The following is a 23207-nucleotide window of genomic DNA, read 5'->3' as shown; positions in this document are numbered from 1 at the left end:
CCCCATGAAAGCCCGCGTCACCATCATGCTGAAAGACGGCGTTCTGGACCCGCAGGGCGAGGCGATCCGCCATGCGCTTGGCGGGTTGGGCCATGCCGGGGTGAATTCGGTGCGCCAGGGCAAGCTGATCGAGCTTGATCTGGCCGCCACCGATGCCGAAGCGGCCCATGCCGAGGTCGCCCGCATGTGCGAAGGCCTGCTGGCCAATACGGTGATCGAGAAATATTCGATTGAAATCGCATGATTTTCAGGTCCTGTTGCGGTGAAAAACGCAGCATGACGAAAAGACACCGTTGCAAATCTTTTGCGATTGTCGCCCAATGCGCAGATGATGAACACGACGACCAAGAGTGATGAGAACGCCCCCGTCATCGAGATTCGTGACCTGCATAAGGCCTACGGAAATCTTGAGGTCATCAAGGGCGTGTCCATGTCTGCGCCGCGCGGCCACGTCATCAGCCTGATCGGCTCGTCCGGGTCGGGGAAATCGACGCTGCTGCGCTGCTGCAACCTTCTGGAAAACAGCCAGCGGGGTGAGATCCTGTTCAACGGCGAAAGCGTCCGTTGGAAGGGGCATGGCGCATCGCGCGCGCCCGCCGACCGCAATCAGGTCACGCGCTTTCGCACCAACCTGTCCATGGTGTTTCAGCAGTTCAACCTGTGGTCCCACATGTCGATCCTGCAAAACGTGATGGAGGCTCCGCTGACGGTTCTGGGCGAAGACCGGGCCGAGGTGGAAAAGCGGGCGCGGATGCTGCTGGAAAAGGTCGGCATCGGTGACAAGGCGGATGCCTGGCCTGCGCAGCTCTCGGGCGGGCAGCAACAGCGCGCCGCCATTGCGCGGGCCTTGTGCATGCAGCCCACCGCCCTGCTGTTTGATGAACCGACCAGCGCGCTGGACCCGGAGCTTCAGCAGGAAGTCGTCAAGGTGATCAAGGATCTGGCGCAAGAGCACCGGACCATGATCATCGTGACCCATGACATGCGCCTGGCTGCCGATGTCAGCGATCATGTCGTGTTTCTGCATCAGGGTGTCATCTGCGAAGAGGGCGCCCCCGATCAACTGTTCGGGAACCCGCAGACCGAACGGCTGCAGCAATTCCTCAGCGCCACCATGGCAAGCTGACCAAAAAAAGACGACCAACAGGAGAATTCATGATGAAAAAACTGACCTTTGCGACCGCGATTGTCGCCCTGACCGCCGGGATGGGCATGGCCGAAACCGTCCGTATGGGCACGGAAGGGGCCTATCCTCCCTATAACTTCATCGACGATTCCGGCGAAGTGGCAGGGTTCGAGCGTGAATTGGGCGATGAGCTGTGCAAGCGTGCCGAACTGGATTGCACCTGGGTCAAGAATGACTGGGATTCGATCATCCCGAACCTGGTTTCGGCCAATTACGACACGATCATGGCCGGGATGAACATCAATGAAGAGCGCAAGAAGGTGATCCAGTTCACCCAACCCTATACGCCGGGCCTGCCCTCGGCCTATGCCGCGCTGTCGGCCGATGTGGATGTCGAAGGTGACGTCGTGGTCGCCGCACAGACCAATACCATCCAGGCCGGTCACGTTGCCGAAAGCGGTGCGACGCTGTTGGAATTCGCATCCCCGGACGAAACTGTTGCTGCCATCCGCAATGGCGAAGCGGACGCGGTCTTTGCCGACAAGGACTTTCTGGCGCCCTTCGTCGAGGAATCGGGTGGCGAGATCGTCTGGGTCGACGGTTTCGACACCGTCAAGCTGGGCGAGGGCATCGGCATGGGCCTGCGCCAGTCGGATAACGAACTGAAAGAGAAATTCGACGCCGCCATCACCTCGATGAAAGAGGATGGCAGCCTGAACGAACTGCTGAAGAAGTGGTTCGGCGAAGACGCCATGCAGTTCGAGTGATGCAAGGTAACACTGCCGCCGGGTCGACCGGCGGCAGCTGAAAAGGTTTCCCGATGTTTGCCTCTTGTGCCGATCCTTCCTCGCTTCAGGGCCTGTCCTGGCTGATGTGTTATCTGACATCGGGCAAACATCTGCTTTTCTATTCCAGCTTCGGAACGGTGCTGCTGCTGCTGGCGGTCACTGCGCCCGTGGCCTTGCTGTTCGGATTTGGCGGGGCCATGGCGTCCCGGTCGCATTTCGCGCCGCTGCGCTGGTTCGGCAAAACCTATACGGCGATGGTGCGCGGCATTCCCGACATCGTCTTTTTCCTCTTCGTGCCGATCGCGCTGGATCAGGGCTTCGAATGGCTGCGCAACAAGGCGCTGTGTGACAGCGATGCCCCGGTTCGGCAGGGCAATGATTTCGTCGTCTGCGCGGCCGCCAAGCTGCCGCTGTCGACCAGCCCGCCCTGGGTTCACGATATCTATGCCTTCTTTCTGGCCGTCATTGCCTTTTCCATCGTCTTCGGCGCCTTCGCCGCGAATGTGCTTTACGGCGCGATGCAGGCCGTGCCGCGCGCGCAGTTGGAAACGGCCGAGGCCTATGGCATGAGCGCGCGACAGGTGAACCGCCGGATCCTGATCCCGCAGATGTGGACCTATGCTTTGCCGGGCCTGTCGAATCTGTGGATGATCCTGATCAAGGCGACGCCGCTGCTGTTCCTGCTGGGGATCGAGGATATCGTCTATTGGGCGCGCGAACTGGGCGGCACCAAGACCAGCGCCTTTGCCTATCCGCATCCCGACTGGCGCCTGTATTACTTCCTTGCGATCCTGGTTTTCTACCTGCTGATGACCTGGATTTCCGAAAAGGTGCTGGCGCGCCTGTCGGACCGGCTGTCATCGGGGCAGGCGACCATGGCCGGTGAAGCGCAGCGAAAGGCGGGTGCGGCATGAGCTGTTCGCAAACGATCATCGATTACGGCCTGCGATCCATCGGCATTGGCGAACGGCTGCTGCCCCGCACCGATCTGAACCTGTGCCAGCAATTCACGCTGATCGGTTCGGGCCTGATCTGGAATATCTATTTCGCCTTCTTCGCGCTGCTCTTTGGCTTTTTTCTGGCCAATGGTCTGGCCCTGGCCAAGGCCAGCCCCTCGGCATGGCTGCGCAAACCGGCCGAGTGGTTCATCTTCCTGTTCCGCGGAAGCCCTCTCTTTATCCAGTTCTTTCTGGCCTATCAGCTTTTCGTGCTGCTGCCCCGTTCGGGGATCGAGATCCTCGGCATCACCATCGCGACAAGCTGGCTGACCAAGGCCTGGGCCGGGGCGCTGATCGTGCTGATCCTGAACACCGCCGCCTATTCCGCGCAGATCTTTCACGGCGCGCTGATGTCGGTGCCCAAAGGCGACCTTGAAGCCGCCGATGCCTATGGGCTGACGGGCTGGACCCGGTTTCGCCGCATCGTCTGGCCGACGATGATGCGGCTTGCCTGGCCGTCTTATACCAATGAGGCGATCTTTCTGTTCCACGCGACCACGCTGGTCTATTTCTCGGCCTTTCCGGCATTCCGGCAGCAGGGCGACAGCCTGTATTACGCCAGCTATTTTGCCGGACAGACCTTCAACCCATTTGTCGCATATCCTATTGTGGCCATGTATTTCATACTCGGAACGCTGGTTCTGATCACGATTTTCGGGAATGTGAATCGGCGCCTGAACCGGCATCTGCCGGGGGCGACCAAGAAGGTGAAATACCGACCGCAACTGATCCGGTGAGAAGATGGAATGGCTTGAACAACACCCCGAGGTGCGAACGATCCGCGTGGCCGCCTCTGATCTGAATGGCGTGGCGCGTGGCAAACGGATGCCTGCGCGGTTTGCCCATAAGATCATGGATGACGGCACCAAGTTTCCCTATTCGGTGATGAACCTGGATATCTGGGGCGAGGATATCGAGGACAGCCCCCTGGTCTTTGAATCCGGCGACCCCGACGGATTGCTGCTGCCGACCGAGCGTGGCTTTCTGCCGATGCCCTGGCTGGATGCGCCGACCGGGCTGCTGCCGCTGTGGATGTTCCATCCCGATGGCACCCCCTATGAGGGCGATCCGCGTCAGGCGCTGGCCCGCGTCGTGGACCGCTACAAGGCGGCGGGGCTGAATGCCGTCGTCGCGACCGAGCTGGAGTTCTTTCTGATCGACGATTCCGGGCGGCAACTGCGCGTCCCGCCCAGCCCGCGTTCCGGCAAGCGCCGCACCGGGGGCGAGGTTCTCAGCCTGCGCGCGCTGGACGCCTTCGACCAGTTCTTCACCAGCCTCTATGATGCCTGCGAGGCGATGGATATCCCCGCCGATACCGCCATATCAGAGGCCGGCCCCGGACAGTTCGAGATCAACCTGATGCATCAGGCGGACCCGCTGAAGGCGGCGGATGATACCTGGCTGTTCAAGATGCTGGTCAAGGGCGTGGCGCGCCAATATGGCTTTGCCGCCAGTTTCATGGCCAAGCCCTACGAGACGCTGTCGGGCAACGGCATGCATATGCATTTCTCGATCCTCGACAAGGATGGGGTGAATATCTTCGACAATGGCGGCGAAGAGGGGACAGCGGCCCTGCGCCACGCCGTCGCCGGATGTCTGCGCGCCATGCCGGGCTCGACCCTGATTTTCGCGCCGCATGAAAACTCCTATGACCGCCTTGTCCCCAATGCCCATGCGCCCACGGGCATCGGCTGGGCTTATGAAAATCGCACCGCTGCCATCCGCATCCCCTCATCTGGCCCCAAGGCCCGCCGGATCGAGCATCGCGTGGCGGGCGGCGACGTGAACCCCTATCTGATCATCGCCGCCATCCTCGGTGCGGCACTGGACGGGGTCGAGGACAAGCTGGAACCGCCCGCACCCTTCAAGGGCAACGCCTATGACCAGAATCTCGACCAGCTACCGGGCGACTGGGGCGCGGCGATCGACGCCTTCGACAGCTGCCCCGAAATGCGCCGGATCTTCTCGGACCATCTGGTCGACAATTACGTGATGACCAAAAGGCAGGAACTGCATTACATGGCCGAACTGTCGGATGAGGAAACGGTCGAGCTGTATCTGGACACGGTGTGATTTATGTTCCGGCACGCATAAAACTGCCATTTCGGCGGGGTTTCTTCCTTTCTGGCAACCATAAAACTGCCATTGAAACTGGCTGATCTCGATTTATTCATTGATATCAATTCACTGACGGATTTCCAGAAATACGCAACCAAGGCGCGGCCCGTTTTCCGTGTCCTGACCCATCCCTGCGCATCATGCACGCTTTTCCGGCCGTCTACGGGCCCGGCCCCTGGACCGGCACCCTGCTGGAATACGGCTTCCTCTGCGGGCCAGGCTGGTATCCGCTGATCGACCGCCTCAGCGCCGATCTTGCAGAGATCATCCGGCAGGATGGTCTGCGGCGCTTTCGCCCCGTGCAGGTGAAGGAGAAATTCGGATCGCTGCGGTTCTACATCAGGGGCGGCAATGAGCGTGCCCTCGACAGGATTGCGCAAGCCGCGCAGGAGGCCGAAACCACCTGCGAGGGATGCGGCCGTGCCAGCCACATCCATATCGTCGATGCCTGGCTGACGACGCTCTGCCCTGGCTGCCAGTGACAGCCGAGCTGACGCGGCATGGCTTGCAGGGGAAAGCCGCGCCAGTCGCCACCAACAAGGTCACTGGTCATGCGGCTCTTTCCTGCAATGCTTCGTAAAGGCGTCCCGGTCCCATCAGGGCCTTCTTCAAGCCATCTTGAATGGATTTGGACCCGAGTGCTTGCTTGCTCATTTCGTCCTCAGTTCCTGCTGCAGGCTCATCCTCTACCCCGCGAAGATATAGGCGGTCGTGACCGATGTGTAGAAATCCATCGCGATACGGCCCTGCTCGCGGCCGCCAAGGCTGGAGGCGCCGCAACCGTCGAAGGGCACATGGTAATCGACGCCGGCGGTCGGCAGGTTAACCATGACCATGCCCGCCTTGGAGCCACGCCGGAACGCCGTTGCATGTTTCAAGGACGAGGTGCAGATCCCAGACGACAGGCCGAAAGGCGTATCATTCGCCACCGCCAGCGCCTCGTCGAAATCCGCGACCCGGATGACCGAAGCTGACGCATTCTCTGTTGTAGGACACGCCCCCGGTTTGGTGAATGAACGCACAAATGACGCGTGGCTCTTGCAACCATGCATTCCGAAACTCAGCTTACGATAACGACGCCTGCCGAGATCTTTCTCGGCAGGCGTTTGCTTTTGGGGCGTGTTAACACTTGAAAATACGGATGATGACACTCTCCGTATAGGACGGTCCGGCAGACATTGGGTTGCGGATGACAGCTATGTGAAACTGGCGGGCGCGATGCCCAGCCCTTCCGAGCCGTCGTCACCGTTACCATACAGGCCATCTTCACAAATGCTGGTCGGGCGTCCTCGGCTCTGTCACGTCCTCGATGTGCGGCAGGTGCTTTCGAAGCGAGCGAAGATTGGTGGCAGGTGGTCTCGTGGTCCGGGATCTTATCCAGCCCATTGGAAGTTGTCTCACTGTGCTCATTCGGTTCGACCCTGCGCTACTGCCAGGTGCTGGTGATAGACAGGCACCCACAGTCCAGCGAGCAGACGCGGCTACCCCGTTCCTACAGCCAGTCGATCAGGTGCCTTGTGCGCATCCCGCAGGCGCGGGCGATGTCGTTTCCGATATGGCGCGCGTATTGTCCGGAATGGAACACCAGCGGCAGGCGGTCGCAGCGGTCGAAGACATGGACGCGCCCGACCAGGATAAGGTGGTCGCCGCCCTCATATACATGCTCGCGCTGGCACTGGAACCGGGCGCAGCAGCTGGTCAGCATCGGCACCACTCCAATCCCGGTTTCGGTGAGCACGTCCTTGAACTTGTCCTCGCCCGGCCGGGCGAAGCGGTTCGACAGATCCTCCTGATCAGAGGAGAGCAGATTGACCGTCCAATAATTGGCGTCGCGGAAGATCGGCAGGCTGTAGGCGTTCTTTCCGAGGCTCCAGAGGACCAGCGGCGGGTCCAGCGAAACCGAGTTGAAGCTGCTGCAGGTCACCCCGATCGACGACCCATCGGGCGCGCGGGTCGTCACCACGCAGACGCCGGTCGGAAAGGTGGCAAGGGCACGGCGGAATTCCAGCGGATCGTGTGTCTTGGCCTCGGGAGCGGCCTGTGCGGAAACCATGGGCATCGACTTTCTCCTTGTCTGTGAGAGGCCGGGCGCTCTGCGCCCCCGGACCCGGTGAAAGAGGAGGTCAGGCGGCCAGGAAGGGCTGCACCACCGTCATCGTTTCAGGATGTTTCTCGACCTGTGGAATATGGCCGCAATCCCTGATGATCTCGACCCGGCTTCCCTTGATTCGCTCGCCCAGCAATCCGGCATAGGCCGAGGAAATCAACGCGTCTTCCTCGCCCCAGACGATCAGGGCAGGGGCGGTCAAGCGATGCAGCCGCTTGGACAGGCCCTTGTCGGGGATCGGCCAGACCATCTTGCCGGTCGCGCCCAGGTTCCAGACCAGCTGCGCCGTGGCCAAGATCGCCGCCTCGGGATCCTCGGGCAGCGCCAGCATCGCCTGCGCCGGGGCCGAGGCCGGGTTCTTGAACAGGATCGCCGGAAGCGCCGGGGCCGGCGCCTCGATCCAGTTCGTCACCGGATGGGCCTCGGTCCAGAGCCCGATCGGATCCAGCACCACGAGACGCGAGAAGATCTCGGGGAAGCTGGAGGCCAGTTCCAGCGCCATCATCCCGCCAAAGCTCTGGCCGACGGCCAAAGGTTGGTTCAGCCCCAGCCCGCGCAGCGTTTCCTCATAGATCAGCACGGCATCGGCAAGATCGTCGATCTTGTGGATGTCATAGGGATTGCCGGGCGTGGTGCCCGGAAATTCGGGCGCGTGGATCCGGTAGGACTTGGCCAGCTCGTCCAGAAACGGATCCCAGGCCATGCCGGAAGCCGGGTGAAAATAGACCAGGTCGGGGCCGCTGCCCTTGATCTGGACATTCATGGTCACGCGGCCATTCCAGACCGGCACCTTGCGGTTCTCGACGGTTTGATCGCTCACAGCGCGTCCTCCTCTTCCCGAGCGGTCTCCGAAACGGCCGGCTTGCCGCCAAGGCGCTCGGGCCACCAGTGATGGTCATACTTGTCGGCAAAGATCGGCTTCAGATGCGGCAGCACCTCGGACGCGAACAGATCGATGTTCTGCTGCGTCAGCGCCTTGGGCATCGAGCCGTATTGCAGCATCGCATGCAGGTTGCCGATGCCGAAATCGATGCACATCTCGACCAGCTGGTCACGGACCGTTTCAGGACTGCCGCAGATGACGCAGCCGGCATCGCGCAATTCGCGGAAGCTCGCCGTGCGCATCTTTTCATACATGCCGAAATCTGAGGGATCGCGGAAAATGAACTCCAGCCCGCGGATGTCGATGCCGCCGGGGATCATCAGCCGGTTCGTGGGGATCGAGCCGAGACCCTTGCGGAAGAAATATTCGATATGCGGACCATAGATGCGTTCGGCCTCGGCATCGGTCTCGGCCACGGCGACGGATTGCATGAAGCCGATCTGGAACGGATTCCTCGGCTTGCCAAGCTGTTCAGCGACCGAGCCGAAGCGGTCAAAGATCCGCCGCCCGGTCAGCTTTGACCCGAACCAGCCGAAATAGTTGAAGCCGAAATTGCGGCTGAGGCAGAATTCCATCGTCTTGGGGTTGCCAATCCCGGTTATCCATACCGGCGGGCGCGGCTGCTGGATCGGGCGCGGCCACAGGTTCACCGAACCGTGCTGCGAGAACTTGCCATTAAAGGGAAACGGCTTTTCCTCGTTCCAGGCGCGCAGGATCAGCTCTAGGTTCTCGTCGAACCGGGCGCGGGTTTCCGCCGGCGGCACGCCATTGTTGACATTGGCGTCATAGGCCAGACCGACCGGAAACCCGGCAACCAGCCGGCCGTTGCTGATGCAGTCGATCATCGCCTGCTCTTCAGCGACGCGCAGCGGCTCGCGGCTCTTGCCAAGCGAGCGGCCGACGGGAAACAGCGCGACCGGCAGGTTCTCGACCTCGGTCACATAGGCCAGCGCCGATTCCAGCAGATCCGGATTGGGGATCATGTCATAGGCGCTTTGCGAATGTTCGGTGATGGTGATCCCGTCAAAGCCTGCCCGCGCCGCGATCATGCATTCGTCGAGCGCGTCCCGGAAGGCGCTGGCGACATGGGCCGGCTTGGTGGTTTCGAAATAGGGCGTGGTGACGACGGATTCATGGCGACGCTCGAAATCGTCGTCGAGATGCCGATAGGGCACCTGCTGAAAATAGGTGACTTTCATGTTGCTGACTCCTCCCTTGTGACATGCCCGGGGGCTCGGCCGCGCGGCCGTGGTCCTCGGCTTTCCATGGCTGGATGCCTCGGCCGGTCAGGCCTCGGCGGGTTCCGACTGCCGGGTCTCCTCGGCCGCGCTCGCCGCCTCGAGGATGGGCGTGCCGTAGACGAAGAAGTCCTGTGGCAGATCGGCGCCGACCCACATGATGCCAGTCTGGACTTCGTCCTGCGTCCAGGTGACCGGCTTCCAGGTCGGGTCGAAGATCAGATAGCCGGCATCGCCGAACAGCTCGACCCGGTTGCCCCCCGGTTCGATGACATAGAGAAACAGCGCTTGGCTGATGCCATGCTTGCCCGGCCCTGCCTCGACCTTGATGCCTTCCTGAACGCAAAGCTCGGCCACGTCCATCAGGTGCTGCGGGATGCCATACCAGAAGGCGACATGATGCAGACGGCCCTTTTCTCCGGCCGCGTCCAGCATGAAGGCGACGTCGTGAACCAGATTGGTCACCCGGGTCCAGGCCGCGATCTCGTTGCCGTCATCCATGACGATATGCTCGCTAAGGCGGAAGCCCAGCGTGTCGATCATCATGTTCTTGTTCGTCGTGACGTTCGAGCAGAGCAGGTTGATGTGATCCAGGCGCCGCACCGGAATCCCCTGCGCCGGCCGCTTCGAGGGGCGGTTGCGTAGGGTGGTCCTGTCCTTCTCAGCGACGACGGCATAGTCGACATCGAAGAACAGCTTCATCCGGTGCCCGTCGGGGGTGCGGAAGTGATAGGCCTTGCCATGGCCGAACTCGCCGGCCTTCCAGCCATCGCCCAGACCCGATGCCTCCAGCACCTCGGCCCGGCGCTCCAACGCGGCCTGGGAATGGGCGCGGAAGCTTTGCAGCCCCGGACCGGCCTGGGTGCCATCGGTGATCTTCAGCGAATAGGCAAAAGGGTCCTCATAGCTGCGAAGATAGGTTGCATTCGCATCCTCCCTGACGATATACATGCCGAGGATCTTCGAGAAGAAATCGACACTGTCCCGTCGGCACGGCGAATAGATCTCCGTCGCAGCCAGCATGGCGACTTCATGAAGCGGCTCGGCGGCCGCCTTTTGTTCGTGAGACATGCTTTCCTCCTGATAGCCAGCCAAGTGCCCTCCTGCAGGTCCACTTTCCTTCCGGCTTGTCGATAATCATCGCAGCGACTCGGAAGCCTGTCAACAAAATTTCGAAATTTTCACTTATCGACGATTTTTTTAGTCTTCACCCTTCCCGAGGAAAGCGCCTGTCTGCTTCAGAATTCCCAAGGTTTTCTGGATATGGCTGGCGGTCAGGCCGCAGGCGGCGTCAATGTCGCGGGCGATGGCCGCATCCATGATCAGGCGGTGCTCTTCGCTGACGTCGCGGGGAATCGTGCTGCCGGTGGCATAGGTGATCCGCCGATAGCGTTCGGCCTGCTGCAGCAGCAGTTCCTGCATGCGCAGAAGCCAGGGCGAATCGCAGGCAGACAGCAGCGCCGCATGGAAATCGTGATTGCGCTGCTCCCACTCGCCATAAAGCTTGCCATAGGTGTCGGGGAATTGCGATTCCACCCGCGACAAGCGGTGGTAGGCGGCGACGACGCGAGCCTCCCATTCCTCATCTCCGGCCAAAATTGACCGCTTAAGAGCTTCTGTTTCAACAATTTTCCTGACGTCGCAGATATCCGCGAAATCCTTGGTGGACATGGGCGCCACGCGGAAGCCACGCTGACCCTCGAAGGTGACCAGCGATTGCGCCGAGAGCCGGGTCAGGGCCTCGCGCAGGGTCGAGCCGCCAAAGCCGTAGCGCTCTTTCAGCATTGCTGATTGCAGCTTCAGCCCCGGCTCAAGCACGCCATCGATGATGTCCTTGCGCAGCACATCATAGGCTTCCTCGGTCAGGGTGCGCGCCTGCCCGCCGCCCGGCGAGCTGGCCTCGACCGGCTTGTCGGCCTCTATGGTGTTGGGCTTGTTCATCTCTGCCTCTAAGTTGCTGGTGTCCTTGTCAAACACCAAGATAGTCGTGATGAAAAAAAACGGCAACTTTCAAAAATATCTAAATTAACGTTGACAGACGATATTTTTTCAGGCCTTCTTATCGCAGATAGAGGGGCAGCACGCCACAGCCGACTCGCAGCCAGACCCGCCGCAGCGCCACGGCGCCGGCCGACCAGTTCAGGAGGAAGCCAATGACGACTGTAGCGATCAGGCAGCGCAGCGATGAAATCGCCAGGACGCTGGATGCCGGTGGCATTGTCACCAACCTGCACGATCTGGGCAGCGGCAAGCCGGTGCTGATGATCCACGGCTCGGGTCCGGGCGTGTCGGCCTGGGCCAACTGGCGCCTCAACATGGGCCCGCTGTCCCGAAGCAAGCGCGTCATCGCCCCCGACATGGTCGGCTTCGGCTTTACCGAGCGCCCCGCCGGCGTGCGCTATGGCAAGGAACTGTGGCTCAGGCATCTTGCCGACCTGCTGGACGCGCTGGAGATCGAACAGACCGACATCGTCGGCAACAGTTTTGGCGGTGGCCTGGCGGTGGCCTTTGCCATCCGCCACCCCGAGCGGGTTCGCCGCATGGTGCTGATGGGCAGCGTAGGCGTATCCTTCCCTCTGACCCGGGGCCTTGATACCGTCTGGGGCTATAAGCCCTCGATCGAGAACATGCGGCGGGTGCTGGACGTGTTCGCCTATGATCGCAATCTGGTCAATGACGAACTGGCCGAGTTGCGCTACAAGGCCAGCATCCAGCCGGGCTTTCAGGAAAGCTTCGGAGCCATGTTCCCCGAGCCGCGTCAGGCCGGCATCGACGAACTGGCCTCGGACGAGGCCGAGCTCGCGCGCCTGACCCAGCCGACCCTGCTGGTTCATGGACGCGAGGATCAGGTGATCCCGCCCGAGGCCAGCCGGCGCCTGTTCGAGCTGCTGCCCAATGCCGAGTTGCACATGTTCGGCAAATGCGGCCACTGGACCCAGATCGAACATGCTGCGCGCTTCAACATGCTGCTGGCCGACTTTTTGAAGGACTGAGACCCGGCGGCTCTCGCAAGCGCGGACCACAGGGCCCGGCGCGACCCGCCGCCCTCGCAGACAGAAAACGACCGCAACACAGCACGAGGAGGAGCGTGACATGTGGTTCAGAACTTATACCCATGAGGTTGCCCAAGGCCGCGACCCTGCAGCGCAACGCGCCACCTGCATCGCGATCGGCGCCTTTGACGGCGTGCATCGCGGCCACAAGGCACTGATCGCGGACATGATGGCACGGGCTAGGGCACAGGGACTGCAAGCCGCCGTCTTTACCTTTGACCCCCTGCCCAAGGTGTTCTTCGGCGCCGCCGAGCCGATCCTGTCCTTGCAGGACCGGCTGGACGGCTTGCACGATCTTGGGGTCGAGCAGGTGCATGTCGCCAGCTTCGACCGCGCTTATGCCGCGCGTCCGGCCGAGGCTTTTCTCGACGATCTTGCCTCAATCCGCGTCGCAGAGGTGCATGTCGGCGACGATTTCCGTTTTGGCAAGGGCCGCGCCGGCACGCCAGAGCTGATCCGGTCGCGCTTCCGCGTGGTTGAGAAATCGGCGGTGCTTTGCGATCAGGGCGAGCGCATTTCATCCACGCGCATCCGCGCCCTGTTCAAGATCGGCGATCTGGAAACCGCGCGGATGCTGCTGGGGAAAACCCGCGCCGCGATGCCGGCTGCCCATGCCCTGGGCGCGGCCTGAACCCCGGCAAGCCCTGAAGGCGGAGGAAACAGAATGACATCCGAGACCAATATCCGGCAGGCGGCCGAACGGCTGTGGGATGCGTGGAAACGCGACCAGCCCGTGCCCCCGGTGCGCGACCTGATCGCCGCCGATGACGCCTATGCCGTGCAAGAGATCAACACCCAAGCCCGGCTGGCCGAGGGCGGGCGCCTTGTCGGGCGCAAGATCGGCCTGACGAACCCGGCGGTGCAGAAACAGCTTGGCGTCGATCAGCCCGATTACGGCATGCTGTTTGCCGATATGGACCTGCCGCATCTGGGCGAACTGACCTGGTCCGAGGGCGCGCAATGGAAGGCCGAGGCTGAACTGGCCTTTATCATCGGGCGCGATCTGCCGCATGCCGACAGCTCGATGGCCGAGGTATTTCGCGCCGTCGAATACGTGGCGCCGGCCATCGAGATCGTCGGATCTCGCGTCGCGAACTGGGATATCAGCTTTGCCGATACAGTCGCCGACAACGCCTCATCCGCCTTCTTCACCCTCGGTCCCTTCGCCCGCCGGCTCGCCGGGATCGATCTGCTCGATTGCCGGATGGAAATGGGGGCCGGCGATGAGGTCGTCTCGCAGGGCTCAGGCCGCGCCTGCCTTGGCTCGCCCCTGAACGCACTCTTGTGGCTGGCGCGGGTGATGGCGCGCGCCGGCAGGCCGCTTGCAGAGGGCGACGTGGTCCTGTCTGGCGCGCTTGGCCCGATGGTCACCGCTCGGCCGGGCACGACATTCACCGCAAGGATCGAAGGCTTCGGCGAAACCGCCATCCTTTTTGGAGACTGAACATGGAAAAGATCAAATGCGCGATCATCGGGTCGGGCAATATCGGCACCGACCTTATGATCAAGATCATGCGCAATTCCTACGTGCTGGAAATGGGTGCGATGGTCGGCATAGACCCCGCATCCGAGGGACTGGCCCGCGCCGCGCGACTGGGCGTCGCCACCACCCATGAGGGACTTGAAGGGCTGATGAACCTGCCCGGATACGCGGATATCAGGATCGTCTTTGACGCCACCTCGGCTGGCGCCCACAAGCGCCACAGCAAGGCGCTGATCGCGGATGGCAAGCAGGTGATCGACCTGACCCCCGCCGCCATCGGCCCCTATACCGTTCCGCCCGTCAATATCGACGCCAATCTGGACGCGCAGAACCTGAACATGGTGACCTGCGGCGGTCAGGCGACGATCCCGATCATCGCCGCCGTCAACCGCGTCGCACCGGTCCTTTATGGCGAGATCGTCGCCTCGATCAGCTCGAAATCGGCGGGTCCGGGCACCCGCGCCAATATCGATGAGTTTACCGAAACGACCGCCGCGGCCATCGAAAAGGTCGGGGGCGCAAGGCATGGCCGGGCGGTGATCGTCCTCAACCCCGCCGAACCGCCGATCATGATGCGCGACACGGTCTATTGCCTCTGCGCCGAGGCCGACACGGATGAGATCCGCAAGTCGGTCGACCTCATGGTGGCCGAGGTGCAGGGCTATGTCCCCGGCTATCGCCTGAAGCAGGATATCCAGTTCGAGCGGATCGGCCCGAACAACCCGCTGCACATCCCTGAAATGGATCGGGATTTCGCCGGCCTCAAGGTGACCGTCTTCATCGAGGTCGAGGGCGCCGCCCATTACCTGCCCGCCTATGCCGGCAATCTGGACATCATGACCTCGGCCGCGATGCGGACCGCAGAACGCATCGCCGTCAAACGCAACTGGGCGAGGGAGGCCGCCTGAGATGCCCCGGATCTATATTCAGGACGTGACGCTGCGCGACGGAATGCACGCGGTCCGCCATCAATACGATCTTGGCCATGTCCGCGAGATCGCGCAGGCGCTGGACGAGGCCGGCGTCGATGCCATCGAGGTGGCGCATGGCGATGGCCTCAAAGGATCGACGCTTAACTATGGCTTTGGCAAGCAGACCGATGAAAGCTGGATCGCCGAGGCTGCCCGCGTCATCCGGCGGGCCAAGCTGACCACCCTGCTGCTGCCAGGGATCGGCACCATCGAGGATCTGAAACGCGCCCGCGACCTGGGCGTGGCCTCGGTCCGCGTCGCCACCCATTGCACCGAGGCCGACGTGGCGGCCCAGCATATCGCGGCGGCGAAAGAGATGGGGATGGATGTCTCGGGCTTCCTGATGATGTCGCACTTGATCACGCCCGACAATCTGGCCCGGCAGGCGGCACTGATGGAAAGCTATGGCGCCGACTGCGTCTATTGCACCGATAGCGGCGGGCGCCTTACGCCGAAGGATGTGGTGGCGCGGTTCGACGCATTCGACAAGGTGCTGAAGCCCACGACCCAGCGCGGTGCGCACATGCATGAAAACCTGTCGCTGTCAGTCGCAAACTCGGTCGTGGCGGTGGAAAAGGGTGCGTTCCGTGTCGATGCCTCACTGGCTGGCATGGGCGCGGGCGCCGGCAACTGCCCGATCGAGGCCTTCGTCGCGGTCGCCAATCTTTATGGCTGGGACCACGGCTGCGACCTGTCGAAACTGCAGGACGCCGCCGAAGATCTGATCCGGCCGCTGCAGGACCGCCCGGTCAGGGTGGACCGCGAAACCCTGTCTCTGGGATATGCCGGAGTCTATTCCTCGTTCCTTCGGCATGCCGAAAAAGCCGCCCAGACCTATGGGCTGGATACGCGCGCCATTCTGGTCGAGGTCGGCCGGCGCGGCATGGTCGGCGGTCAGGAAGACATGATCGTCGATGTGGCGCTCGACCTTCTGAAAACAGCAGAACTTTCAGCAACACGGTGAAACACGACATGATGGACAAGGTCAAAACATCGCTTCTGGCGGCAATCCTGGGTCTGAACGGCTTTGCAGCCACGGCCGAAACAGCCAGCAATCCCGAGGGCGCGCCCCGGATCGTGCTTCTGGGCACGGCCGGCGGCCCGATCATCCGCAACAAGCGCTCGCAGCCCGCAAGCCTGCTTCTGGTCAACGGCTCGACCTATCTGATCGATGTCGGGTCGGGAACGCTGCAACGGCTCGTCGAGGCCGGATACAAGGCGCAGGATATCGACGCGGTCCTGGTCACCCATAACCATATGGATCACGTCGCGGGACTGTCCGATGTGCTGGGCTTCAGCATTGTCGGCCAGCGGTCCAGGCCCGTCGACATCGTCGGCCCGGTGGGCATCAATTCGCTGGTCGAAGGCGCAATGGAAAGCGTCGACACCCCCCGGACGCTGTTCAACGAACAGGGGCTGGTCAAGTCCGAGGACCCGCGCCAGGTTCTGCGCGCCAAGGAAATTGATCCCTCGGTAGCGCAGGGCGTCATCTTCGAGGATGCAAATATCAAGGTCACCGCCTGCGTGAACTCGCATTACCAGTTCATGCCCAAGGACGCCCCGTCCTGGCCCATCGCACGCTCCTACAGCTACCGGATCGACATGCAGGATGGTTCGGTCTTCTTCACCGGCGATACCGGGCCGAGCAAAAACCTGGCCGACTGTGCCAAGGGCGTGGACGTGCTGGTCTCGGAGGTGATCGATCTCGACGCAGCGGTCGCCTTTGCCAGCCGCTTCTTCGATTTTGACGAAGAGCGGCTTAAGAAGACTGCCGAGCATATGGCCATGCAGCACATCGTCCCGACCGAGATCGGCAAACTGGCGCAAGCTGCCGGCGTCAAGAAGGTCGTTCTGAACCATTTGGTTCCCGGTGAAGATCACGAAGTCGATCTGGAACCCTATACGCGCGGGATCGGCGATTATTTCGACGGGCCGGTCATCCTCGGGACAGATCTCGATGTCATCCCGCTGGCCGACACAGTGGCAGCTAACAACTGATGCCGCCTCTGGGGGCGTCTCTCGCAGTCGCCCCCGGGGTTTGCCGGAAATCTCACATCTGAACAGGAGGCAAGATGTCGACACATGACAACCGCGTCGCAATCGTGACCGGCGCTGCACGGGGAATCGGGCAGGAACTGGCGGTGCAACTCGCCGAACGCGGCGCGAAGCTGGCGCTTCTCGACATGGGCGATTGTTCCGAGACCCTCGCGGCCGTAACCGCGGCGGGCAGCGAAGCGATCGCCGTCCAATGCGATGTCTCGTCCGAAGCGGACTGGATCAGCGCCCGGGAGGCCGTGCTGGGCAGGTTCGGGCGCGCCGATATCCTCGTCAACAATGCCGGCATATTTCCCTTCGCGAACATCGACGATCTGACGCCCGAGGTGTTCCGCCGCGTCCTGAACGTCAATCTCGAAGGCGCCTATCTGGGCGTCCGCACCTTCGCGCCGGTGATGGCGGAAAACGGGTGGGGGCGGATCGTCAACTTCGCTTCGAACTCGATTGCCACCAATCTGGCGGGGCTCAGCCATTACATGGCCAGTAAGATGGGCGTGATCGGACTGACGCGTGGTCTCGCGAATGATCTGGCCGACAGGGGGATCACCGTCAACGCCATCGCGCCCGCGATCACCCGGACGCCCGGAACAAGCGTGATGCCAAGCGAGATCACCGATGCCGTTTGGGGCCAGCAGGCGATCAAGCGCTTTGCCGATCCCGCCGATATCGTCGGGCCGGTCCTGTTCCTGACCAGCGACGATGCCGGCTTCATGACCGGGCAGACGATCTCGGTCGATGGCGGGATGATGAAACTATGACGAGCATTGTTCGCAAAGGTCGCGCGGTCGTGCTTGAGGGCCCGAACGCCCTCAAGCTTCATGATCTCAGCGTTTCCCGCCCGGAACCCGATGCGGTTCTGGCCCGGGTCGAATTCGGCGGTGTCTGCGGCAGTGACGTCCATATGACGAGGGGGGAGTTCCCCTTGCCCCATGCCATCGTGCTGGGTCACGAAGGCGTGGGTGTCATCGAGGAACTGGGCAGCAATGTCGTGGCGGACTATGCCGGCGTCCCGGTCTCACCGGGCGACAGGATCTATTGGTGCCCGATCGCGCCCTGCCATCATTGCTGGTATTGCACGGTGGAAAAGGACTTTTCCTCCTGCACGAACGCGACCTGGTTCGGCCCGATCGAGAAGCCGACCTGGGGAAGCTATGCCGACTATGTCACACTGCCGTCGGATGCCGCCTTCTTTCGTATCCCCGACGACACACCAAGCGAGGCGGTGATTGCCTTTGGCTGCGCCCTGCCTGCCGTGCTCCAGGGGCTTGAGCGGGCGGGCGGGGTGAAACCACTGCAATCTGTTGTCGTTCAGGGATGCGGGCCGATCGGCCTTTCGGCGATCCTCATCGCGCGGCTGTCCGGCGCTCAGTCGATCATCGCCATCGACGGGTCCGGCCTGCGCCTGGACTTCGCCCGCAGGTTCGGCGCAACGGCGACGCTGGATATCTCCCAAACGACCCCGCAGGAACGCAGGCAGGCGGTCAGGGAACTGACTGCGAACCGTGGTGCCGACATGGTCATCGAGGGGACCGGTCATCACACGGCGTTCGGCGAGGGGCTTGGGCTTTGTGCACGCAATGGCACCTATCTGCTGATCGGCCTCTGGGCGAGCCAGGGCGAGCAGCCTTTTGACCCGTCATTTGTCGTTCAGAACAATCTCAGGATCGTCGGAACCCAATATGCGCAGGCGCATCACTATCACGACGCCATGCGCATCGCGGCCCTGCATCATGCAACTTTTCCCTTCGCAGAGCTGATCACCCATCGCTGTATGCTCGACGAGGCGCAGCATGCGCTGGACCTTGTTTCATCAGGTGCCGCGGGTAAGGTTGTCATGTGCCCGTGCTGAACCCTGGCTCGTCGATATCGGCCTGGAAGCCTATTGGCTCCGCCGATCTTGACGGGTCACTTTCCTGCCTTGAAGCTTGACCCAGGGCGGCGCTCCATGGAACAGTCAGGGCAGGTAGAGCACAGGCGCCAGATCAGGAACCTTTGGGGCAGCGCCCCCAGATATAGTGTGAATGCCGACGCGCATCGCCGGCGTGCGCTTGATTGGTGCTAGTCGGCGCCGCTTCGGGACCACGATCTTCCTGTCCGATCCGGGAACCGCAATGGCGGTGGTGCCGGTCGTGACATAGTCGGTTTCGGCATGCTTGTTGAGCGGCACCATGAAGTTGCGGCGGCAATAGCCCACCAAGCCCTCAACATTCCCCTTGTCATTGCCTTTGCCAGGACGGCCATAGCTATCCCGGATCAGCCACCTTGTTTGGTGGCGATGGAGGCCGGCGCCAGTTCGCACCATTGGGGTCGGGCAATCGGCGACCTCGGCCATGAGGTGCGGCTGATCCCGCCCGCCTATGTGAAGCCATTCGTGAAGCGGCAAAAGAACGACATGGCCGATGTCGAGGCGATTGCAGAAGCGGCGTCGCGGCCGACGATGCGGTTCGTCGCAGTGAAGAGTGAGGCCCAGCAGGCAGCCGCGATGGCCTATCGGACCCGCGATCTTCTGGTTCGGCAGCGCACGCAGACGATCAATGCTCTGCGCGCGCACTTGGCCGAGCAGGGTATCGTGGCCCCGACCGGCCCGGCGCATGTCGGGCGCCTTGCAGCTATCATCGACGGCGATGACGGCATGTTGCCGGCAGCGGTCCGCGATTTGGCACGCCTTTTGCTGGATCAGATCGCCGGGCTCGCCGAGAAAATCGCGGGCCTCGACACCGAGTTGCGCAAGCGCGTGACCATTGATGATGCGGCGCGACGGTTGACGACGATCCCGGGAGTGGCCGCAGTTGATCCCGCGTGCGCATGCAACGAACGTAAATCTTCTTCAAGTAGAATTTTTACAGAAGATGCAACTTTTTAGCTTGCCAGACCTTTGTCGTTTTCTTTAATCTTCACGCATGGCCCTGATCTCGCTCATCAATATGACCCGTGACCCGCTTCATGCGGCATGTGATGTCATTGGCGCGGCGCATCGCCAGCAGCGAATCGCTGCCGGGCAGATTCTGTCGCAGCGGGTCAGCAGCGCGGGTGTTGCGGCAGGTCGCCGCGCGAATCCCGCTTCTCTTACCCAGATATAACCAGCCCGGCCGTCGTTTTCGCATCCCTCTGAGGATGGATGCGATGCATGCGGCTGCGCAATCATTGGTGGGTCGTCCGTCCGGACGAACCAAACCTGCCCATGTCGCTGGCCAGAATTGACGGCCCGGTCTGATTTTCGCAGCAATCCATTGATTTCAATGGTATTATTTAACCTTCGGTCGCAATGGGTTATCCATTGCCTCTCGAAAAGACACAGGATGCAACGCCATGGAGAACTGAAAACAGGAACGCCCGACCTGCGCCAACAGATCGAGCGTCACTGAGGCAGACCTGAATCCGCCAGTCGCAATGGCTTTCGCCTAGCATTTCCGCCCCGGAAATTCAAGCAGCTGGTCTGACCTCCTGAACCCACAGGCGCCCGCGCGGGCGTGCCTGACAGCCGGTTTGCCGGGCTGATCCCGCATGTCCAGCGCCGTGGCTGAATCAATCCTCTCGCCCCATCTCCGGGGCGCGGGCAGGAACCTTCATGTCGAGAGACAGCCATGCTTGAAGACGACAACGGCTTCGCAATCCTGCACGAGCCGAGCAGCTGTGACCGCCGCCCGGCCAACGCCTCCAGGGGGCATTGCACCGGACATCTGATGGTTGGGCCCTGGCCCGGCCGCGTTCTCCATGTCGAGAGCCACCTGGAGATGAACTGGGCGCATTGCCTCAATGCGCATCCGATGACCAGAGTGCTGCGTGAGCAGGTCGGTTTCGACTGGACTGACGGGGCCGGGAAACGCCGAACCCATTATTTCGACCTCTTTGTCGAGCAGAGCGATGGCCGCCGCATCGCCTATCCGGTCAAGCCCGAGGCGCGGGTGAACGACAGGTTCATGGCCGAGATGACCGCTGTCGCCCGACAGGCGAAGCAGACCGGCCTCGTCGATGAGGTCCGGCTGTTGACCGATGCGGATCTTGACCCGGTCGAGTTGTCGAACGCCCGGCTCGGCTATGGCATGCGCGTCCCCGACCCCGAGGCGGACCATGCGGCGGCCGCGGTTGTCGCCGCGCTGCCGGGCGTCGTCACGCTCGGTGATCTGGTGGACCGGCTCGGTCTCGGCGCCCGGGGGTATCGCGCCCTGATCCGGCTCGTCCGCGCTGGCCGGCTGCGCGCCACGCGCCATGAGCATCTGACCCACGCCACCCAGGTCTTCAGCGCCGGAGCACTCGCATGAACATCCGTTTCGACACCAGCGGCCACCGCTACGCCTTCGGGATGTTCGATCGCGTGGTGATCGATGGCCAGGCCTGGTGCCCGGTCAGCAGCAACGAGGTCGGCTATGTCATGACCCGGCCGGACGAACCCGGGATCTGCCATCAGTTCCCCCATGCCCAGCTGAGCCTCATGGGCGCATCCCGCCGCATCATGGTCGAGCACGACTATTTCACGGCGAAGGCAGCGCAACGCCGCGGCGTCGATACCGAGAGGATGATCTCGCTCTTGACCGAGAAACAGCAGGAGAGGCTGTTTGCGCGCCAGATCTGGACCAAGGCCTTTCTGGAGCTGGAGGGCAAAAGACAGGTGCAGCGCACCGATGACGCAATCCGCGCCAGTATGGGTGCGCTTACGCTGAAGGCCCTGAAACTTGCCGAAGCCCTGAAGGGCAGGAACGCATCGCACGCCTCTGCGGGCTTTTCGTTCGGACGGCCGCCCAGCCCCCGTTCGCTGCGCAAATGGCTGAAGGCCTTCGAGGCCGACGGTCTCGCAGGGCTGGCCGATCGCGCCCACCAGCGCGGCAACCCGACGCCTGGACTCTGCCACACCGGTTTGGGCTGGATGATGCGGGAGGTCTGCGGTTACCTGCATCCCGACCGGCCCACGATCGCGGCGATCTTCAAGCGGGTCGAGGCCGCCTTCGAGAGCCGCAATGCCGAGCGCGAGGCCGAGGGCCTGCCCATTGTCAGCCTGCCGAGCCGCGAGACGGTGCGCCGGGCAATCCGCAACCTCGATCCTTATCAGGTAGAGTTGCGTCGCAAGGGCCGGGATGCTGCGCGCAAGATGTTCAAACCCGTCGGCAGAGGCCTGTCGCTGACCCGTCCTCTGCAGCGGGTCGAGATCGATGAATGGACGGTCGACATTCTCGCGCTGCTGGCCGGTTCCGGCGTCCTCGAATGGCTGTCGGAAGAAGACCGCGAGGCTTTCGGTCTGAACGGAAAGGCCGGACGCTGGACGCTGACTGTGGCGATCTGCGCGACGACGCGCTGCATTCTCGCCATGGTCATGACGCCCTCGGCAAAGGCTACTGCGGCGATCCAGGCAATCAGGATGGTGATCTCGGACAAGGGGGCGCTGTCGACGTCGGTCAAGGCGCATGGGGCCTGGTCGATGCATGGCCTGCCCGAGGAAATCGTCAGCGATAACGGCCCGGCCTTCAAGTCGCGGGCGTTTCAGACTGTCTGTGCTGATCTCGGCATGCCCGCACTGCGCACGATCGCCGGAGTCCCCGAGATGCGCGCGCGTATCGAGCGCGTATTCAGGACCATGTCGATCAACCTCATGCCGGAACTCGCCGGGCGCAGCTTCTCGGATGTCGTGGAGAAGGGCGATGCCAATCCGGCCGATCGTGCCTGTCTCGACCAGAACGATCTGGCCACGATCCTGGTCCGCTGGGTCGTCGACATCTATCACAACACCGAGCATGATGGCCTCGACGGCGAGACGCCCGCGCAGTGCTGGGAACGTCTGACCAGGCAGTTCGGAGTGACCCCGCCGCCCGATACCCGCACCTGCCGACGCATCTTCGGCGCGAAATTCACCCGAAAACTGGACAAGGGCGGGCTCCGGGTTCTGGGCGTGCAATATCACTCCCCGGTGCTGGCGGCGCATTTCACGCGCCGGCGCGAGCGCGAGCTGGAAATCCGCTGGTTGCCCAGCGATCTCGGCGAGATCGAGGTCCGCATCGACAATGACTGGGTGACCGTGCCCGCCGTGATGGAAGACATGCATGGGGTCCGGGCGCCGCTGTGGATGGATGCGGTTCGCAATCTCCGCGCCACTGACCCCGAACGGAAGCGCCATGACGAGAAGGTCGTGCTGGCCGCCCTGCGTGACATCCGCGCGCTTTCGGAGGACGCGCAGACCGCGATGGGCCTGCTTGTCGATGACTGGTCTGACGACCGGCTGAAAAACGCAGAGCAGAAGCTGATGATCGGCTTCGAGGTCGGTCCCGCCAAGGCGCCGAGGCCGCGTGAGGGCGGCATCGGGCGCGCGATCGGCGTGGACCAGCATGACGAGGCTGCGGCGCAGGCGCCGGCCAAACCGACCGCAGGCAGCGGCAAATACAGTCTGGAGGACTGAAG

General features: G+C 62.4%; 24 protein-coding genes and 1 pseudogene. 18 read left to right on the top strand and 7 right to left on the bottom strand.

Features of this window, described 5'->3' with window-relative positions; translation table 11 throughout:
* The first annotated feature begins 4 nt into the window (after positions 1–4).
* From purS to JHX87_RS04765, 7 genes are all read left to right on the top strand, one after another.
* Entirely contained in the window at positions 5–244 is a 240-nt protein-coding gene (purS, locus tag JHX87_RS04795) for a phosphoribosylformylglycinamidine synthase subunit PurS (protein WP_271882776.1), read from the top strand.
* Between the two features lie 87 nt (positions 245–331).
* The gene (locus JHX87_RS04790) at positions 332–1126 is read left to right on the top strand and encodes an ABC transporter ATP-binding protein (protein WP_271882774.1); all 795 of its coding nucleotides are present in this window, start codon (positions 332–334) and stop codon (positions 1124–1126) included.
* 32 nt (positions 1127–1158) lie between these two features.
* Entirely contained in the window at positions 1159–1893 is a 735-nt protein-coding gene (locus JHX87_RS04785) for a transporter substrate-binding domain-containing protein (protein ID WP_271883463.1), read from the top strand.
* Positions 1894–1946: 53 nt separating this feature from the next.
* Positions 1947–2828, top strand: a complete 882-nt coding sequence (locus JHX87_RS04780) for an ABC transporter permease (protein ID WP_271882773.1) — start codon at positions 1947–1949, stop codon at positions 2826–2828.
* Positions 2825–3649, top strand: coding sequence for an ABC transporter permease (locus JHX87_RS04775; RefSeq protein ID WP_271882771.1), 825 nt, complete (start codon positions 2825–2827; stop codon positions 3647–3649). Before JHX87_RS04780 ends, JHX87_RS04775 begins: the two co-directional genes overlap by 4 nt.
* Before the next feature lie 4 nt (positions 3650–3653).
* The gene (locus tag JHX87_RS04770) at positions 3654–4985 is read left to right on the top strand and encodes a glutamine synthetase family protein (protein WP_271882769.1); all 1332 of its coding nucleotides are present in this window, start codon (positions 3654–3656) and stop codon (positions 4983–4985) included.
* A gap of 185 nt (positions 4986–5170) precedes the next feature.
* The gene (locus JHX87_RS04765; protein WP_271882767.1) at positions 5171–5512 is read left to right on the top strand and encodes a hypothetical protein; all 342 of its coding nucleotides are present in this window, start codon (positions 5171–5173) and stop codon (positions 5510–5512) included.
* Between the two features lie 204 nt (positions 5513–5716).
* On the opposite strand, the pseudogene JHX87_RS04760 reads toward JHX87_RS04765, so the two are convergent.
* From JHX87_RS04760 to JHX87_RS04735, 6 genes and pseudogenes are all read right to left on the bottom strand, one after another.
* Positions 5717–6001: pseudogene (locus JHX87_RS04760) on the bottom strand (aldehyde dehydrogenase family protein); the annotation flags it as partial.
* Between the two features lie 521 nt (positions 6002–6522).
* Positions 6523–7089 (bottom strand): flavin reductase family protein, encoded by a 567-nt coding sequence (locus tag JHX87_RS04755; RefSeq protein ID WP_271882765.1) that lies wholly within the window; start codon positions 7087–7089, stop codon positions 6523–6525.
* Between the two features lie 64 nt (positions 7090–7153).
* On the bottom strand, positions 7154–7957 hold the full coding sequence (locus tag JHX87_RS04750) for an alpha/beta fold hydrolase (RefSeq protein ID WP_271882763.1): 804 nt from the start codon (positions 7955–7957) through the stop codon (positions 7154–7156).
* Positions 7954–9219: an LLM class flavin-dependent oxidoreductase gene (locus tag JHX87_RS04745; protein WP_271882762.1), complete on the bottom strand. Its 1266-nt coding sequence runs from the start codon at positions 9217–9219 to the stop codon at positions 7954–7956. Before JHX87_RS04745 ends, JHX87_RS04750 begins: the two co-directional genes overlap by 4 nt.
* A gap of 87 nt (positions 9220–9306) precedes the next feature.
* A complete protein-coding gene (locus JHX87_RS04740; RefSeq protein ID WP_271882760.1) occupies positions 9307–10329 on the bottom strand; it encodes a VOC family protein in 1023 nt (340 codons plus the stop codon).
* 129 nt (positions 10330–10458) lie between these two features.
* The gene (locus JHX87_RS04735; protein WP_272833842.1) at positions 10459–11235 is read right to left on the bottom strand and encodes an FCD domain-containing protein; all 777 of its coding nucleotides are present in this window, start codon (positions 11233–11235) and stop codon (positions 10459–10461) included.
* A 176-nt stretch (positions 11236–11411) separates the two neighbouring features.
* Here JHX87_RS04735 and JHX87_RS04730 point away from each other — a divergent pair, with 176 nt between their 5' ends.
* The 8 genes from JHX87_RS04730 (at position 11412) to JHX87_RS04695 (ending at position 18669) form a co-directional block, all read left to right on the top strand.
* Complete coding sequence (locus JHX87_RS04730) at positions 11412–12251, top strand: alpha/beta fold hydrolase (RefSeq protein ID WP_271882758.1); 840 nt, start codon at positions 11412–11414, stop codon at positions 12249–12251.
* 100 nt (positions 12252–12351) lie between these two features.
* Entirely contained in the window at positions 12352–12942 is a 591-nt protein-coding gene (locus JHX87_RS04725) for an FAD synthetase family protein (RefSeq protein ID WP_271882756.1), read from the top strand.
* 33 nt (positions 12943–12975) lie between these two features.
* The gene (locus JHX87_RS04720) at positions 12976–13755 is read left to right on the top strand and encodes a 2-keto-4-pentenoate hydratase (RefSeq protein WP_271882754.1); all 780 of its coding nucleotides are present in this window, start codon (positions 12976–12978) and stop codon (positions 13753–13755) included.
* A gap of 2 nt (positions 13756–13757) precedes the next feature.
* Positions 13758–14702: an acetaldehyde dehydrogenase (acetylating) gene (locus tag JHX87_RS04715; RefSeq protein WP_271882752.1), complete on the top strand. Its 945-nt coding sequence runs from the start codon at positions 13758–13760 to the stop codon at positions 14700–14702.
* A 1-nt stretch (position 14703) separates the two neighbouring features.
* Positions 14704–15729 carry a 4-hydroxy-2-oxovalerate aldolase gene (gene dmpG, locus JHX87_RS04710; RefSeq protein WP_271882750.1) on the top strand — a complete coding sequence of 342 codons (1026 nt, stop codon included), beginning with the start codon at positions 14704–14706 and terminating at the stop codon, positions 15727–15729.
* Between the two features lie 8 nt (positions 15730–15737).
* Positions 15738–16763: an MBL fold metallo-hydrolase gene (locus JHX87_RS04705; RefSeq protein WP_271882748.1), complete on the top strand. Its 1026-nt coding sequence runs from the start codon at positions 15738–15740 to the stop codon at positions 16761–16763.
* Positions 16764–16837: 74 nt separating this feature from the next.
* Entirely contained in the window at positions 16838–17578 is a 741-nt protein-coding gene (locus tag JHX87_RS04700) for an SDR family NAD(P)-dependent oxidoreductase (RefSeq protein WP_271882746.1), read from the top strand.
* Positions 17575–18669 (top strand): zinc-binding dehydrogenase, encoded by a 1095-nt coding sequence (locus JHX87_RS04695; RefSeq protein ID WP_271882745.1) that lies wholly within the window; start codon positions 17575–17577, stop codon positions 18667–18669. The genes JHX87_RS04700 and JHX87_RS04695 overlap by 4 nt, the downstream gene beginning before the upstream one ends.
* A gap of 105 nt (positions 18670–18774) precedes the next feature.
* Here JHX87_RS04695 and JHX87_RS04690 read toward each other — a convergent pair whose 3' ends face one another.
* The gene (locus tag JHX87_RS04690; protein WP_272833945.1) at positions 18775–19152 is read right to left on the bottom strand and encodes a hypothetical protein; all 378 of its coding nucleotides are present in this window, start codon (positions 19150–19152) and stop codon (positions 18775–18777) included.
* On the opposite strand from JHX87_RS04690, the gene JHX87_RS04685 reads away from it, so the two are divergent.
* From JHX87_RS04685 to JHX87_RS04675, 3 genes are all read left to right on the top strand, one after another.
* Entirely contained in the window at positions 19096–19683 is a 588-nt protein-coding gene (locus JHX87_RS04685; protein ID WP_377776005.1) for an IS110 family RNA-guided transposase, read from the top strand. The two genes, JHX87_RS04690 and JHX87_RS04685, sit on opposite strands and share 57 nt — an antisense overlap.
* A gap of 721 nt (positions 19684–20404) precedes the next feature.
* Positions 20405–21082, top strand: coding sequence for a hypothetical protein (locus JHX87_RS04680; RefSeq protein WP_271882744.1), 678 nt, complete (start codon positions 20405–20407; stop codon positions 21080–21082).
* Positions 21079–23205: a Mu transposase C-terminal domain-containing protein gene (locus JHX87_RS04675; protein ID WP_271882743.1), complete on the top strand. Its 2127-nt coding sequence runs from the start codon at positions 21079–21081 to the stop codon at positions 23203–23205. Before JHX87_RS04680 ends, JHX87_RS04675 begins: the two co-directional genes overlap by 4 nt.
* Positions 23206–23207: the final 2 nt, after the last annotated feature.

This window comes from Paracoccus fistulariae (assembly GCF_028553785.1).
Taxonomy (GTDB): Bacteria; Pseudomonadota; Alphaproteobacteria; order Rhodobacterales; family Rhodobacteraceae; genus Paracoccus; species Paracoccus fistulariae.
The sequence above is the reverse complement of the archived record's forward strand: the minus strand, read 5'-3'. Positions and strand labels throughout refer to the sequence as shown.